Below are 14,876 nucleotides of genomic sequence, written 5' to 3' on the forward strand. Positions count from 1 at the left end.
TATTCGTTTGATAAGTCGCGGTTCTGCCTCAGCATGGGCCTAGAACAGACCCAATTTTAGAATGTTCTTGGCCGCATTCAGGTCACGATCTATGACCATCCCACAGCTATAACATTCAAACATACGTACGTCAAGGCCAAGCTTCTTTTCTGCAACCACCCCGCATCTTGAGCATTTCTGCGACGTGCCATTTGGATTGACAACAATTACCTGTCCACCGCGCTTTCTTGTCTTCTCTCTGTTCTTAGAACCCTTCTTTTTCCTTGCAAGATTCAGCAGGGGCTTCTTGATCTTCTTCGCATGAGCTCTGACATTTAGTGTATTTTGAATTACTTGCCGTCGCTGAGCGTCAACCAGGTCGACAAGCCAACATCGATTCCGACAGATTTGTTACATCGATCTTGATAGATTTTTTAACATTATCGTCAGTAGTTATACAAGCATACCATTGATCAACGTCACGAATGATAGTACATCTTTTCAGTGTACCAAGAGGAATTCTATGCATCTTGAACCTAATTGTACCGATGTGTGATAATACCAGCTTGTTATCCCTAATGCGAAGCCGCCATACTGCGGATATGTGAAAGAGGTGACTTCTCTCTTCGTTTGAACCTAGGATATTTCTTTATTTTTTGAAATATGCCTGATATGCCTTATCTAATCTCTGTAGAACATCCTGCAGTACTTGGCTGTGTACCTGTTTGTAATATTTGTTATCTCGCTTTCTTGAAGTAGATTTTGCTGCTCCCAATATCCAATGCCCCAACCTGCACTCCTTTCTCCAAGCGAGTTATTGTAGAGATGTCTGCATGTTTCAATGGTGTCATTCAAGATTTTGAATTGATGCTCTTTTGGATATAGTCTGAACTTGTGGCATCTCATCATGTCCTTCTATTAATCAAGCTTGCCTTATGATGAAAGGTAAGTAACTAAAATATCTGACGCTCGCTTTCACCTAAATTGTTAGAGCATGCAGGATTTCTCGCCAAGGTTAAAATTGCGCCTGACAGGCAAGCTCTTCGTCGGGGTCGTTGTCTAGCTTGGTATGATGCCAGCCTTGGGCGCTGGAGGCCGCTGGTTCGAATCCGGCCGACCCCACTCTATTTTGTACAGCTCTACTGCTTCTGAAGGGTCCACAAAACAAATGCAACACGGTGACCGCATCAGGCAGCTTCTACGTGCGAGCTCTCCGTCGGTACCTCGCCATGACGCTTCCTTGCCGCCCTTGTGCCAAACAGTATGGCTGTGAGGAAGGCAAAGATGCCAGCGGCTATGGCGTAGCTCATGACCGAGTCGGCCATAACATCATTAGGCAAATGCCGAAGATAAAGATTCTCCCAAAGCTCTAGTTGCTTGTTCTAGCTACCGGCAGTCATTCATGAAGTCATTGGGTTACCGTATTTTCCATAGTGGACCAGCTCGCCAAGCAGCACGCGATCCTTTCTCCTGCCTGTCAACTTGCCTGCAGGATAATCCAAAGCCTATTACAACTGCAATATTGAGCTCTTTTGGAATTCCAAAATCATTTCGAAGCTTGTCCTCCTTTATGTCCGCGAACAATCCTAAAGCGACTCCGCGATTCCAGGCGGCCAACTGCGTTGTCCTGCAGCATCTCCCTGCGTCAATCATATGGAATTTGTGCTTTGGGTTCGTAAGGACAATGATTGCAAAGTTGGCCTCGGCAACCCACTGTCTACTTGTGCTATCTTCGGCAAGCTTTTTGAGCTGATCCTTGCACTCCACTACGATAAACCACCAGTGTTGGGTGTTAATGCCGCTGCCCATTAGCCTTGCAGCTTCAAGGATGCTCTGTTTTATTTCAGAAAGAACATCTTGTGGGCGGAACTGCCGCACGTCAAGCTTTGTCGCTATGCCGTCAAAAATATCATCTAAAAGCCAATTGCGCTTCAAGCATCTTGATTTTTTCTTAGTAGCGTCCGCTGGGTCGTGGAAAAATTAAAAAGAAAAGGAAAAAGGGGGAGGTTTAGTCCCACTTGCTCCACGCGGCCATCCATCTGTATGTCCACGTGTTAAGCTTCGCACCCAATGCAGCAATGGGAACTGACAGCACTGCTCCTGCTCCTGAACCCAAGGCTACAGGACTGTTGTAGAACTTGCCCACCTGAGGTTCGATTGGCGTCATGTATGCAGGCAGCGTAGGCCTTGGATACTTGAATGCCACTTCGAGCGGGTCTCTGACGAGCAGCAGGTTGACCATGTTGAACAGCGGGAACGAGAGGCCAACCAGTGTTCCACCGATAATGATTGCAGCGTGCTTGTTCCTTCTTGTTGCCCAGTATGTGAGATCCAACAGCATTGCTGAAGGTATCCACACAGGCACCACGATGAAGTCGTACGGGTAGCCGAGTGCGAACCATGCGCCCTTTGCAACCCAGGTGTAGATTGTCATGATTGTTGCATAGTATGTGGCCGTTCCTGGTACTCCTGTGAAGAGCATGTAGTATATCGCGCCCACTACGAGCATTGTAGACTGGGAGATCGAGAATACTACGAAGGAGGTCCACATCCAGTCCGTGTAGAAGATGTAGTCACCTGCGTTGATGGTTAGCAGTGTGCTGTTGACAGCAACCACTACTATGAACAAGTAGTGCGTTGTACGTCTAAGCCAGACCATTATCTACCCAGACAGAGACGTAGTATATAAAATTTTATGCCATGCCCGGGCGCATGCGAAATTCGAGCTTTCCGCATAGCGACAACCCTTGTCTATGGCAATTCGCATGTGCTAGTATGGAGGGAAGCAAAACTTGAGGAGTGAAAAATTAAAACAAAAAGAGGAAAAAGAGGACGTTTACGCTCTTGCAGGCTTCTCGTGCGCTATCTTCATGATGAAGAAGAACCCGAGCGCCTCAATTACGGTCAGGACAGAAAGCGCGTAAATGCCACTTGGCAGCGGGTATGCCCACGGATAGACGGCTACGCCTACATAGACTCCGCCTGCGGTTGCAGCCCAGCACAGCGCAAAGCCGAGTATGTATATTCCATTCATGTTTTCGACTCTGCGGCCAATCATGCGTTCGATGTCATCGCGGCTACCCTCGCCTCCACCGCCACCGCTTCTACGTCCACCACTTCCGTATCCCTTTGGTAGTGTCATTTGCTATACAATCAGAATATGCCTTTTTAAATTTTGCTGTCAGGCATGCGGGCAGTCTTGGCAAAAACGAAATTCGTCATCAAAAAAGGAAAAGTTAGGGAGAGGCAGTACCCTTGTTGCCAAATAGGCTGCTGCCTATCGATGTGCCTCTTGTTCTGGTGATGATGACCACGAGGCCGATCACAGCTGCCGCGACCATGGCGGCGCTGACGGGGAATTCTGGAACTACTACTATGCCAAAGTCAGCGCCCTCAACGAACTGACCCGTAGTCTGGCCGCCAAAGGCAGTGATCGTAACTGTGACCATCATCGTTCCTGTGCCGTTAAAGTTGACTTGATGCGTTGCAGTGCCCAGCTCTGCCACCTGGTTCTTGAGCTCCTGAATCACCTGTCCGCTAGAGTCCTTTATCGTGAGGTCGTACCTGACATCCAGCAACGGGAACTTCTGCGCATCAAACATCGAGATTCCCAAGCTTACATCGTTGTTTGGCTGGATTTCTTCTGGAGTCCATTCCAGCCTAATGTAATATCCGCTGTGGGTCCTCTTTTCTATTGGCGGCTTTTGTGCCGCTCCAGATCCGCTGAGTCCTGGGGGCTCGCCCGTGCCGGTCTCTAGCAGCTCAAATCTGAACTGGGTCACTTCAGATCCCGTTGCATCCTCTGCAAAGGTATCTGCCCTGACAGGGAATGGGAACCCGTTTACGATCCATATCTTGTTGTCAACGCCTTTATGCCACATGACAAGCGTAGCATCGCAGGAATCTGCTTGACACAGATCCTGTGCACCTTCAAACGCTACTTTTTCCACACCACGTGGTCTGATCTCTTCGCCTCCAATCGCGGCAATTTTACCCCATGAGCCTGCCGTCAGCGATAGCGGCGCAGATTTTGTAGTGAACGCGTCTAGCCAGTGCAGAGAACCTTGGTATCCGCCTATGAAATCGTTCATTTCAGCAGGAACTTGGCTTCCGCCTGCAAGATAGGACATGCCGTCGGAAAGCTTCATTATCCCGGTAATGACATTATTCCCATGTTGTACGGCTGCCGGGACGATCCAGTCTCCATCTTGCTGCTCCTTAAAGTATAGAGTCATCACATAAGGGTCTCCATCGGCTGTGTCAAGCTCTTGAATCCTGTATGTCACATACATGTCCTGCCTGACACCTTCGCCAGGGTACCAGAGATCGTCTTGTTGCGCATATGCGCTACCGCTCAAGGCAACTGATGATGCTCCGAACACAAGCATCAAAGCTACCAACGCAAAGGCGAGAAATCTATAACTCATTAATGAAAATAGGAATATGGGAACTGATAAATGTTTATTCTACAGGTAAACAAATAAGTAGAGCCAGAGGAAGAGTTTCTATACACAAATGTGCAATTGCCCCAAGGTCACATTCTATGAGGTAGAATTCAAGACAGTCGGGATGAAGGTCGTTGCAAACCACAAGAACTGCGGCGACTTTTTGAACGACGACCAGTTCTCTGCGTTCGAGAAAGAGCTGACAAAGTACTGGGGCTTTGAGGAAAAGAAGGAATAATCGCCTTTATATGTTAAAAAAGCGTGCCGTTTAAATTCACCGGCGCTGCCCGCTTGCCTACTGTGCGTCAACTTTATTAATGCCGGTATGAATTGCGTTGTAGGTGGTTTCGGATGACCAAAATGTTAAACGTGAATATCGACACGTCAGGAATAGATGCGAATGAAGCCAAGGAATGGGTTAATGAGCTTGCCAACGTCTATGCAGATATGCAGATTTCAGACGTGAACGTTTCAGGCAACAAGATCTCGTTCAAGGCTGGCTTTTCAGGAATGGACGACACTGAGCCAGACGACGTCAAGATGAAGATCGAAGAATACCTGACGATGAACGAGACGTTCCACGCAAAAAGCATAAACGTACGCTAAAAGGCTACAAGCCTTTTTTCTTATCTTTTCTACAATCATTGCTTACCAATCATGATCAATTATTACTAAGTATTAAATAGAAAATTCCTGTCTCGTTATGCAGATGACTTGTAAAGGTATATGCATCCGTCACAAGGCTCAAAAGCCAGTCGGCTCAGGCCGGTACGCAAGCGGACAGAAGAGATGCCAGATTTGTGAGATATTCATCAAATGGGATGGCTTGTGGTGCCCATGCTGCGGCTATCGTCTTAGGACAAAGCCAAGGAACCTGAAGTACAAGGCGAAGCTTCGAGCCAGAACCAGTGGCAGAGTCGAAGCGCCACCGGTGCTCACCGTCAGGCGGAAGTAGTAGTAATAAAGTAATAATCAGCAGCCCTTCAGGCCACTGTTAGCGGCCCTAAAGAGGCGCTTTTGCATCTTTTCAAGATGCTGTACATCACTGGACAAGTCCAGCGCAAGCTGAACTAACTTTGCATACTGGTTATGAAATAGGTCCTTCCTGCCTGCAAGATTTTTTGCTGCAACCCTACCGACATAGTAGTAGCAGTCGGCCAGCATGCTGCGGCCAAGTAAGTAGTCCACTTTAGAAACAAAAAGATCCCTGTCATAGTCTTTTGATTTTAGCTCTTTGATGGCTTCAATGGATCGCGATATCACCGGCCGAGTGGCACGCTCTATCCCGATGCATTCAAGCGCAACCTCCACCCCTTCTGCCATGCCACTGGCATCATCAGCCTGCCTTGCCTGCTCTAACTCGTGTAGTGGCATCGGCCTACCGCCTGACAGGGCAAGCATGCCTCCCATGAAATCGTAGGCGGCGAGTTTGAGCCACATTGCGGCCACCGCTGGGTGCTTGGCCTCTTTCATTTTTTGCTGGCAAAAGAGCGAGCTTATCAGCGATTTTCTGCCGGCGGCTGCCAGCGCCTTGCTGTATTTTGTCGGCGTAATGTCCTTGGCTATTGATGATAGAATGAACTTGGTGTCCTTGAGCACTGTCATGCTGCCCAGCTCGACAACATGGTTTCTCACCGGCCCGGTAAAATGCACAAGCTCTACTGCAAGGCCATCCACCTGCACGACTCTGTTATTATTCTGGTTTTCTGGCGCAAACACTACCAGATCGTACTCGCAGCAGTCAAGTGATGTTTCCGATGTGCGGCATCCGATCAATGCTACGGGGTGTGGGATGCTATCGGCGAACTTGATGACCGCTGTTGGAACCTTGGGCAATCATGCGGAATTGGAAGCTTCGGAAATTTAACCTGTTACGAGACGCTAAAATAATCAACTCTAATATATGAACAGAAACCATATGTTAGCGCACCATGAAGGGGGGCAAAGCCAAGACGGTCTCGGCGACCAAGTACAACAGCAAAGCGGACCTCGCAAGAAGAGTCAAATCGGGCGAATTCAAAATCGCGGTTTATGGTCTTGGACATGTAGGGTCTCCTCTCGCTTCAGTGTGGCTCCGGGCAGGAGCATATGTCATCGGGGTCGACAAGTCCCCAAGAGTGCTAGAAAATGCAAAGAAGGGCAAGACCCACGTGCCAGAGCCGGGGGTGAACGAGGCATTTTCAAAGGGCCTCAAGGACAAGAGGTTTTACGTTTACGATGATCCAGTCAAGGCATCGCAGAACGCTCACTTCAAATTGATATGTGTCCCGGTGCTGCTCACCGATTCGTTTTCTGCAGATCTTGCCGCAGTAAAGCAGGTCGCATCTGCGATCGGGCGCGGGCTGAAAAAGGGCGATGTTGTCTCGCTCAACCCGAGCGTGCCGCCTGGCACGTCAGAAGATGTAGTATTGCCAATACTGGAAAAGGAGAGCGGGCTGCAGGCCGAGTGGGACTTTTATATGGTATACAACCCGGAGAGGATCTACGAAGGCAGGGCGATCGAGGACATTGAAGAACGGTATCCTGCAGTTATTGCAGGCGCTGGTCCAAAGAGCCTAGAAATTGGAAGCAAGCTTTATTCGCTTGTCGCCAAAAAAGGCGTGATCAAGATGAGCAGTATGAGGACGGCAGAGACGGAGAAGCTTCTCGAAGGCGTCTATCGCGACGTCAACATTGCGCTTGCAAACGAAATGGCCAAGTTCTGCGAAAAAGTAGGAGTCGACTTTTGGGAGGCAAGGGAAGCCGCCAACTCGCAACCATTCTGCCATATACACAAGCCGGGAGCCGGCGTGGGCGGCGCATGCATACCGGTATACCCGCATTTTGTGCTGCACACTGCCGACATTAACAAAGTCGAATGCAACATCACCCGGCTTGGGAGGAATGTCAACGACTCGATGCCTGCCTACTGTGTTGACCAAGCGATGAAACTGCTTGAGGGAGCGAGCGTTTCACAGTCGACAGTCACGCTGTTGGGGCTTGCGTTTAGGGGCAGCGTATCTGACACCCGGCTGTCGCCCACATACAAGATAATTGAAGAGCTGAAAAAGCTGAAAGTAAAAGAGATCCGCGTGCACGACCCGCTTGTAGCAAGCGATCCTGCCCTGCCGCAGGATGTCATGCTGACTTCGAACCTCTCAAAGGCAGTGCAGGGTGCCGACCTCGTGATGCTGGTTTCGGATCACCCGGAGTATAGAAGCCTGACGCAGCGGGAGCTAGGCGGAGCGCCGGTGTACGACGGCCGTGGAATCCTTGACGGATCAAGATTTGCAAGCGGTAGGTTTGCTGCGATCGGCAAGCCTAGGTAGGTTTAATACCGCCTGAAAAAAGATTTTCAGATGTTTGCCCCGCAATCTGGACCTTTTGCTGACGGTCGCTTGGGAGAATAATTCCGTAGTGCTCATTGACCAGACGAAGCTTCCGAACAAGCTGGTCTATGTAAAGTGCAAGGACTATCGGGAGGTGGCCGAAGCGATAAAAAAGCTTGTAGTGAGGGGCGCGCCTGCCATCGGCGTTACTGCTGCCTTTGGGCTTGCACTTGCGGCCCAGCAGAGCAAGGCCAAGACTCTGCCAGAGCTCATGACAGACCTTGACACCGCGTTCAAGGTGCTGCGGGCTACGCGCCCAACTGCCGTCAACCTGTTCTGGGCGCTAGAGCGCGTGATGGGCAGGGCAAAGAAGGCGAAAACGCTGCAGGAAGCGAAAAAAGCTGTGTTTGATGAGGCTCTCAAGATGTCTGACGAGGACATCAATGCAAACAGGCAGATGGGCGCTAACGGCGCCAAGCTGTTCAGAGACGGCGACATTGTGCTCACTCACTGCAACGCCGGCTCACTTGCAACGGTTGCCTATGGCACTGCACTTGGAGTAATTCGAGCGGCAAGGGAATCTGGCAAGCGCCTGAGCGTCATCGCAACTGAAACGCGGCCGGTCATGCAGGGCTCACGCCTTACAGCGTTTGAGCTACAGCACGACGGAATAGATGTCAGCCTTATACCCGATACTGCGGTGGGCCATATGATGGCAAGGGGCGCGATCAGGCGGGTGATCGTTGGTGCAGACAGAGTCCTTCGCACTGGTCACGTGTTCAACAAAATAGGCACTTATCAGGTGGCAATCCTTGCAAACAAGCACAAGATCCCGTTCTATGTTGCAGCTCCGCTGTCGACGTTTGATTTTGAGAGCAACCCTGAAGACGTTGTCATTGAAGAGCGGTCGGTCGATGAAGTTGTCAGGGTGGGCAAAAAGAGGGTCGCGCCCAAGGGAGTGAGGGTGTTCAACCCGGCGTTTGACATGACTCCTCCTGAGCTCATTACAGGCATAATCACCGAGCGTGGGGTGCTCACGCCGCCGTTTGAGAAGAACCTAAAGGCGCTGTTAGGCTAGCCTAGCCTCTACGGATAAAGTATTTATCGTGTTTTTGCCCACATACTGCACGGCCACATATGTCACAACAGCAGACAGTCACAGAGGCTCAGGTTTACGACGCCCTGAAAAAATGCATGGATCCGGAAATACCGGTCAATGTAGTCGACCTTGGGCTCATTTATGGTGTCAAGGTCGCTAGCGGCAAGGATGTGGACATCAAGATGACCATGACCACTAGAGGCTGTCCTCTTCACGATACTCTGGTAAGCGACGTCAAGCGCTATGTCAGCAAGATAAACGGTATCGGCAACATTAATGTCGAGATCGTGTGGGACCCGCCATGGACGCTTGAAAAGATGAACCCTGATGTTCGCGAAAAGCTCGGATTTGGCAAGCCCAGGCTCCGCTTTCAGATCGATTATGAAAAGAGCAAGCCTCTCAAGATGGGCAAGTTTGCAAAGCAGGAGGACGGCTCGCTGATCCTTGCAAATGACAAGGATCAAGGGTTCATGGTAAACGAGGCAATAGTAGAGTTCTGGAACACTTGCGACGGCACCAAGACAATAAACCAGCTAACCGACCAGTTTTCGGCAAAGCTTGGTATGCCCAGGCAGCAGGTCGAGCAGGAAGTAGTCCAGCTGGTGCAGCAGTTGCTTGAAGCCGAGCTGCTTAAAGCCTGATGCTTGATAAGCTCGCCTCCTCCTATCCCAGAGTAATAGTGGAACTTGGGATGGGGGACGGCAGGCTGCTTGAAGCCCTTGCCAAGCATGACAGTAGTTCGCTATATGTTGGCATCGATCTTGATAATGCACAGTGTAAGCAGGCGCAATCTAGTATCGCACTTTCTAACGTGATCATTTTATCTGGCTCTTTTGAAGACATTGTCCCAACGTTCCCGGATGGGTCTGTCGACCGCTTTATCGCAGTGCTGCCAGACCCGGAATTTATTGACGAAAAAAAGGAGGGCAGGTGGAAGCCATTCTACAAAGAAGTTTATTCAAAGCTGAAACCGAGCGGGACACTCGAGCTTGTCACAGAAATTACCGATGAGCTCTTGCGGCCTGTGAGCGACGAGGCGTATGTAAAATGGGTCGCTTGGCTCAGGGCAAGCTTTCTCTCTATAGGGTTTGATCTGACAAAACAGCATGAAGGCGCACCAGCACAATATTCGTCACGCTGTCTTGACCAGTTCAGGGGAGACCCGGAGCGGATCCGCATGGTGACGCTTGAACTGGCAAAGCGATGATCGGCCTTCGCTAGCTAGCTCCTCTGTGCCGCATAGCCCTGTGCTCGGACATGCAGTCCCTTGAGCAAAACTCTGCATTGCAGCCTTCGTGGCTGCACGGCACCGGCTCTGTGTGGTTGAATCTCTTGTTGCAGTAGGTGCATATTGCTTCCAGCTCGGGAAAGTCGCGGTTGAGGAAGGGTTCGCAGGATCGCTTTTCACGGAACCACAGCACTTCAAGATTCATCTTTTCAGCATGGGTCAGGACCGTGTCGTAGGCTTCGTAGTAGCCGGGGGCGTAGAACTGGCGCATAAAGACAGAGCCTCCGGGGTGCCTCTTTGAAGTGGGGTTCCGGTAGGCGACAAGCCACTTTTCCGTCGGCACCTCGTCGCCCGACGCTATGCTCTTTCGGCCCTTCATAGCACCCTTTTTTGCCCGCTTGCGATTTTAATTTCTTGCTGCGTCAAGCGCGTTCTGCATGTATTGGCGCAGTTCTGATGTCTTGACCCTTTCCTGCTGCATCGTGTCCCTGTGCCTTACAGTCACGGTGTCGTCCTGCATAGTTGTCTGGTCGATCGTCACCGCAAACGGCGCGCCCACCTCTTCAAGCCTGCGGTAGCGCCGGCCTATGGACCCAGATTCATCGTAAAAGGTGTCAAAATCGTATTTCAGGTCTGAATGGATCTTGCGCGCCTTTTCGTCAAGCCCGTCCTTTGTCATCAGAGGTAGTACGCCCACAAGAATAGGTGCTAGATATGGCTTGAGCTTCAAGACCACCCTATCGTCGTGCTGCTCGTCTTCATAGTAGCAGTGCTCCAAGATGGTGTATATACTCCTGTCGATTCCCATCGACAATTCAAACACATGTGGCAGCACCTTAGTCTGATCCGCCGGGTCTACAACTTCCAAGTTCTGCTTGCTTGTTGCCCCGTGTCCCTTCAAGTCATAGTCAGAGCGATAATTGCAGGCTACAAGCTCAAGCCACCCTATGCTGGTCTCTACCTCAAAGTCGAACGCGACCGAGGCATAGAAGGCTTTTTCTTCGTCTGACAGCCGGCGGAAACGGCTGCGCTTTACGTCTATTCCGGTCTTGTCGTAGAATTCTATCAAGAGTGCAAGGTAGTAGGCGACCAGCTTGTTTGGTATCAGGCCTTTGTCGATCGCTTCTTGGGCCGTTGCCTCTGTGATCGCCGAGCCATCATGCGATGATATCCTGAGGAAGGTGTTCTTTACTTCCTCGAACTTAGGCATCTCATTCAGCCTGTTTGGGTTGCAAAACACCTCGATCTCTGCTTGGTAGAACTCCCTCAACCGGAGCAGGCTCTGCCTTGGCGCGATTTCGTTCCTAAAGCTCTTGCCTACCTGCGCGATCCCAAGGGGCAGGCGGCCGCGCATTGTCTTGAAGACACGCGCAAAGTCGACAAATATGGTCTGGCACGTTTCCGGCCGCAGGTACGCCTCCTCGGCCGCCGGGCCGATGCCGACCCTGAACATCATGTTGAACCTGCTTACCCCGCCAAACTCGCCCTTGCAGTTTGGACAGCGCAAATTGTGTTTTTTGATCAGCGCGTTTATCTCCTCGTCTGCCATCCTCTCAGGCACGTTCTCGCCCGTCTTTTCAGTGATGTAGCGGTCCGCCCTGAAGGTGGATCCGCATTTTGTGCACTTTACAATAGGATCGGTAAAGTTGCTGATGTGGCCAGATGCGACAAAGACACTCTTGCTCATTATCTGGCACCCGTCGATCTCCATCATGCCGTCGCGCCGTACCAGCTCGCGCCGCCACAGCTCGACAAACTTGTTCTTCATGTTGACGCCTGTCGGCCCATATTCCCAGAATCCGGCGGGGGCGTCAGAGTAAATCTCGCAACTAGGAAAGTAAAACCCACGCTCTAGCGCCAGTTTCATTACCTCGTCATAATTGGCAACCATCTGCAAGGAGCAGACATGCGAGACAGGCTTTAAATTTATTGTCCAGATTTTATGTAAAACTGTTTTATTGCGCAGACATAACATTTTATCTCGGTCAAATTCCCCTGTAGGTGTCTGGCTTGAAGGTATCTGATAGGACGCACGGCGTGGAGTATGCCATACGCGACATCACTGCCTATGCGCGAAAATACAAGGCATCGGGCAAGGAGATAATCTACCTTAACATAGGCGACCCTGTCAAGTTTGACTTCAAGACGCCCGAGCACATAAAGAAGGCGCTGGTCGATGCAGTCACGCGCGACGAGAACTATTACACCGACTCTGAGGGACTGCCGGAGCTCCGACAGGCGATTGTAGAGAAAGAGTCCGAAAAGGGGCTAGACGTCACCGAAGACGATGTCATTGTCACAAACGGCGTGTCCGAAGGGCTCGATATGACGATGGCATCCATTGTCGACCCGAACAGCGAAGTGCTGATGCCGGGACCCTACTACCCGCCATACTCGTCGTATGCAAAATTTTACGGCGGAAAACCGGTCGAGTTCAAGCTGTACGAAGACGGCAGGCCCGATCTTGAAGACCTCAGATCAAAGATAACGCCGAGGTCGCGGGCACTGTGCATAATCAGCCCAAACAACCCAACAGGAGAGGTTTTTGATAGAAAGAGCCTGCAGCAGCTGGTAGACATTGCGACAGAGCACGACCTCTACGTCATCTGCGACGAGATATACGACAAGATCGTTTTTGATTCCCAGTTCACCGGCATCGGCAAGGTCGCCAAGGATGCCCCTGTAATCCTACTCAACGGCTTTTCAAAGGCATATCTGATGACTGGCTGGCGCTGCGGCTACATAGCCATGAACAGCAGCTCCAAGAAGTTGGCAGGACTCAGGGAAGATATACCAAAGCTTGCACGCGTGCGAATAGCTGCCAACCTGCCAGTGCAGATCGCAGCCGTCCAGGCGCTCAGGGGGCCGCAAGCCCACATTCCAAAAATGGTCGAAAAGCTTAGGTCAAGGCGCGATTATGTGGTCAAGCGCCTCAACGCGATGGGGATGCAGTGTAGGGTTCCGCGCGGGGCATTCTACGTATTCCCCAAGATCAACCTTGGTCACTGCTGGAAGGACGATCAGCATTTTGTGATCGACCTGTTGAATAACACGGGAGTCTTGACAGTGCACGGCTCTGGCTTTGGCTCTGCATATGGAGCGGGTCATTTCAGGATCGTCTATCTTCCGCCAGAAGAAATGCTGGAAAAGGCGATGGATAAGCTAGAGCGTTTTGTAAACAGCAAGCAGGCTAGCTAGCTAACTTTTTTCGTCTTTTTTTGGTGGCGGCGCGCCCTTTGGAACCATTACCGGGACTGCCTTTCTCCTGTTCACAGCTAGCGACATAGCGACCGAGGCTAACGAGATGATGGCAGCTGTAATGAATATCAGGTTGTACGCGTCCTGCGTCGGGAATTGTCTATCTACTCCCTCCACAGTTCCCCGGTACATCTGCTGGAGTATGCCGGCAGCGGCCGGCCCCACCGACTGTCCGACTAGGTTGAGGAGCAGCGTCATTCCAAGGGCAATCCCGGTCATTTGCATCGGCACGGAAAGGAGTATCACGTTAAACGCGCCGGTGATTGAAAGCGAAAGCCCGGTTGCAAGTATCGCAAGCCCAAACGAAACCATCCCTTCGGTCGAATGGAACATGAGCAGGATAAAGAACCCGGCGGCGCTAATCAAGGTGCCGATCAGCGTCAGCTTTGTGTTTTTGATCTTGTTCAGTATAAAGCCAGACATGACTGTCCCGATCAATAGCACGACCATGAAGGGCAGTTGAACGCTTGCGACAGCTACTGCATCGCCTCCGAATCCCAATGGCTCAGGGCTTCTCACCAAGATGGGGATCGTCAAATACACCATAAAGATCGACATGAAGATCAGCATCAGGATGATGGTTGGAGGGAGGAAGCTTTTGTTGGTCATTAGCTTGAGATCAAGCAAAGGCGAAGGCACCCTTTTCTCAATGGCGATAAACGCTGCAAGTGAAGCTGCTGAAGTGGCAAAGAGGCCTGCAATCGTGTACCAAGCGCTGGAATCATGGCTTTCCAAGAAGGTGATGCCTGCCAGAAATGAAATTATTGTAACGGCAAGCATCAGCGTTCCCTTTATGTCGATTGTGCGGTCGTTTGGCTGGTGTCCCGCTTCAGCTCTTGCTGCTTGGCTAGGAACGTGTACGTATCTTGCTATTACAAACCAGAGCGCTATTGCGGCGGGCAAAATAGCTAAGAATGTTGCCGGCCACCCAAAGTTTTGAATTATTGCCGCGCCACCTACCAAGCCGATAATGGCTCCGCCGGAAAACGTAGAGCTGAATATCGTTTGGCCGATTGAAAGTTTTTTCTCTGGAAATACTTCTCTGATGATTCCAAAGGCAATAGGGAACATGGCCATCCCGATGCCTTGCGCAGCCCTCGCTGCAATCATGAATTCGATGTTGGTGGCGAAGCGTCCTGCAAGGAGACCTACTGCGTAAACTCCCATTACTATGAGTAGTATCTTTTTCTTACCATAGATGTCTGACAGCCTGCCTCCAATCGGCGTCATTACAGCCGCCGCAATTACATAAGCTGAAAGCAGCCACGAGGAAGTGCTATATGAGATGTTGAAATCGCGGATGAAATCCGGAATGGCTGGCAGTATCATTGTCTCGTCAAACATGACAATGAGACCCAGGCTGCTCAGAATGATGAGTGTCCTCCATGCCAGACGGCTTATACCTTGTTGTTTTTCTATGCTATCCACTTTATATTATCAACAACCTATTTTGAGCTCGGCTCCGAAATTCCACGGATTGCATCAGGTGCAAGAAATCCACAAGTCCTTTTGTGATATGGTGCATCTAATAAACCAAGTAGTATCTATTTGCTGACTCG

The 14,876-nt window shown here is 50.7% G+C and carries 19 protein-coding genes and 1 tRNA gene; 9 read left to right on the plus strand and 11 right to left on the minus strand.

Going from position 1 to position 14,876, the window contains the following annotated elements:
* Window positions 1–39: 39 nt before the first annotated feature.
* Together NGAR_RS19400 and NGAR_RS11900 are read right to left on the minus strand one after the other, a co-directional pair.
* Window positions 40–387: a zinc ribbon domain-containing protein gene (locus NGAR_RS19400; protein ID WP_148681849.1), complete on the minus strand. Its 348-nt coding sequence runs from the start codon at window positions 385–387 to the stop codon at window positions 40–42.
* 273 nt (window positions 388–660) lie between these two features.
* Window positions 661–888 carry a helix-turn-helix domain-containing protein gene (locus NGAR_RS11900; RefSeq protein ID WP_015019990.1) on the minus strand — a complete coding sequence of 76 codons (228 nt, stop codon included), beginning with the start codon at window positions 886–888 and terminating at the stop codon, window positions 661–663.
* 139 nt (window positions 889–1,027) lie between these two features.
* Here NGAR_RS11900 and NGAR_RS11905 point away from each other — a divergent pair.
* A tRNA-Pro gene (locus NGAR_RS11905) sits at window positions 1,028–1,101 on the plus strand.
* Window positions 1,102–1,166: 65 nt separating this feature from the next.
* On the opposite strand, the gene NGAR_RS17710 is transcribed toward NGAR_RS11905, so the two are convergent.
* The 5 genes from NGAR_RS17710 to NGAR_RS11925 all read right to left on the minus strand — a co-directional run bounded on the left by NGAR_RS17710 (window position 1,167) and on the right by NGAR_RS11925 (window position 4,337).
* The gene (locus NGAR_RS17710; RefSeq protein WP_187147490.1) at window positions 1,167–1,304 is read right to left on the minus strand and encodes a hypothetical protein; all 138 of its coding nucleotides are present in this window, start codon (window positions 1,302–1,304) and stop codon (window positions 1,167–1,169) included.
* A 91-nt stretch (window positions 1,305–1,395) separates the two neighbouring features.
* Complete coding sequence (locus NGAR_RS11910) at window positions 1,396–1,914, minus strand: nitroreductase family protein (RefSeq protein WP_015019991.1); 519 nt, start codon at window positions 1,912–1,914, stop codon at window positions 1,396–1,398.
* A 73-nt stretch (window positions 1,915–1,987) separates the two neighbouring features.
* Window positions 1,988–2,638: an ammonia monooxygenase family protein gene (locus NGAR_RS11915; RefSeq protein ID WP_148681392.1), complete on the minus strand. Its 651-nt coding sequence runs from the start codon at window positions 2,636–2,638 to the stop codon at window positions 1,988–1,990.
* 177 nt (window positions 2,639–2,815) lie between these two features.
* Window positions 2,816–3,121 (minus strand): hypothetical protein, encoded by a 306-nt coding sequence (locus tag NGAR_RS11920; protein ID WP_148681393.1) that lies wholly within the window; start codon window positions 3,119–3,121, stop codon window positions 2,816–2,818.
* Window positions 3,122–3,215: 94 nt separating this feature from the next.
* Window positions 3,216–4,337 carry a hypothetical protein gene (locus tag NGAR_RS11925; RefSeq protein ID WP_148681394.1) on the minus strand — a complete coding sequence of 374 codons (1,122 nt, stop codon included), beginning with the start codon at window positions 4,335–4,337 and terminating at the stop codon, window positions 3,216–3,218.
* A gap of 157 nt (window positions 4,338–4,494) precedes the next feature.
* Here NGAR_RS11925 and NGAR_RS17715 point away from each other — a divergent pair, with 157 nt between their 5' ends.
* From NGAR_RS17715 to NGAR_RS11935, 3 genes are all read left to right on the plus strand, one after another.
* Window positions 4,495–4,662: a hypothetical protein gene (locus tag NGAR_RS17715; protein WP_015019995.1), complete on the plus strand. Its 168-nt coding sequence runs from the start codon at window positions 4,495–4,497 to the stop codon at window positions 4,660–4,662.
* A gap of 122 nt (window positions 4,663–4,784) precedes the next feature.
* Window positions 4,785–5,030: a hypothetical protein gene (locus NGAR_RS11930; RefSeq protein ID WP_228369173.1), complete on the plus strand. Its 246-nt coding sequence runs from the start codon at window positions 4,785–4,787 to the stop codon at window positions 5,028–5,030.
* Window positions 5,031–5,133: 103 nt separating this feature from the next.
* On the plus strand, window positions 5,134–5,379 hold the full coding sequence (locus NGAR_RS11935) for a hypothetical protein (protein WP_015019997.1): 246 nt from the start codon (window positions 5,134–5,136) through the stop codon (window positions 5,377–5,379).
* A gap of 17 nt (window positions 5,380–5,396) precedes the next feature.
* Here NGAR_RS11935 and NGAR_RS11940 read toward each other — a convergent pair whose 3' ends face one another.
* A complete protein-coding gene (locus tag NGAR_RS11940; RefSeq protein ID WP_015019998.1) occupies window positions 5,397–6,260 on the minus strand; it encodes a hypothetical protein in 864 nt (287 codons plus the stop codon).
* Window positions 6,261–6,355: 95 nt separating this feature from the next.
* Here NGAR_RS11940 and NGAR_RS11945 point away from each other — a divergent pair, with 95 nt between their 5' ends.
* The 4 genes from NGAR_RS11945 to NGAR_RS11960 are packed head-to-tail and all read left to right on the plus strand — an operon-like array spanning window position 6,356 to window position 10,038.
* The gene (locus NGAR_RS11945) at window positions 6,356–7,732 is read left to right on the plus strand and encodes a nucleotide sugar dehydrogenase (protein WP_015019999.1); all 1,377 of its coding nucleotides are present in this window, start codon (window positions 6,356–6,358) and stop codon (window positions 7,730–7,732) included.
* Between the two features lie 34 nt (window positions 7,733–7,766).
* Window positions 7,767–8,810, plus strand: a complete 1,044-nt coding sequence (gene mtnA, locus NGAR_RS11950; RefSeq protein ID WP_015020000.1) for an S-methyl-5-thioribose-1-phosphate isomerase — start codon at window positions 7,767–7,769, stop codon at window positions 8,808–8,810.
* 59 nt (window positions 8,811–8,869) lie between these two features.
* Complete coding sequence (locus NGAR_RS11955) at window positions 8,870–9,472, plus strand: PqqD family peptide modification chaperone (protein WP_015020001.1); 603 nt, start codon at window positions 8,870–8,872, stop codon at window positions 9,470–9,472.
* A complete protein-coding gene (locus tag NGAR_RS11960; protein WP_015020002.1) occupies window positions 9,472–10,038 on the plus strand; it encodes a methyltransferase domain-containing protein in 567 nt (188 codons plus the stop codon). The genes NGAR_RS11955 and NGAR_RS11960 overlap by 1 nt, the downstream gene beginning before the upstream one ends.
* Window positions 10,039–10,048: 10 nt before the next feature.
* Here the strand turns inward: NGAR_RS11960 and NGAR_RS11965 are convergent, their stop codons facing one another.
* Both NGAR_RS11965 and NGAR_RS11970 read right to left on the minus strand, forming a co-directional pair.
* A complete protein-coding gene (locus NGAR_RS11965) occupies window positions 10,049–10,438 on the minus strand; it encodes a hypothetical protein (RefSeq protein WP_015020003.1) in 390 nt (129 codons plus the stop codon).
* A 27-nt stretch (window positions 10,439–10,465) separates the two neighbouring features.
* Window positions 10,466–11,950 carry a glycine--tRNA ligase gene (locus NGAR_RS11970; RefSeq protein WP_148681395.1) on the minus strand — a complete coding sequence of 495 codons (1,485 nt, stop codon included), beginning with the start codon at window positions 11,948–11,950 and terminating at the stop codon, window positions 10,466–10,468.
* A gap of 119 nt (window positions 11,951–12,069) precedes the next feature.
* On the opposite strand from NGAR_RS11970, the gene NGAR_RS11975 reads away from it, so the two are divergent.
* Entirely contained in the window at window positions 12,070–13,257 is a 1,188-nt protein-coding gene (locus NGAR_RS11975) for an aminotransferase class I/II-fold pyridoxal phosphate-dependent enzyme (RefSeq protein ID WP_015020005.1), read from the plus strand.
* Here the strand turns inward: NGAR_RS11975 and NGAR_RS11980 are convergent, their stop codons facing one another.
* A complete protein-coding gene (locus tag NGAR_RS11980) occupies window positions 13,258–14,745 on the minus strand; it encodes an MFS transporter (RefSeq protein ID WP_228369174.1) in 1,488 nt (495 codons plus the stop codon).
* Window positions 14,746–14,876 lie beyond the last annotated feature (131 nt).

It is taken from the genome of Candidatus Nitrososphaera gargensis Ga9.2 (assembly GCF_000303155.1).
GTDB classification, from domain to species: domain Archaea; phylum Thermoproteota; class Nitrososphaeria; order Nitrososphaerales; family Nitrososphaeraceae; genus Nitrososphaera; species Nitrososphaera gargensis.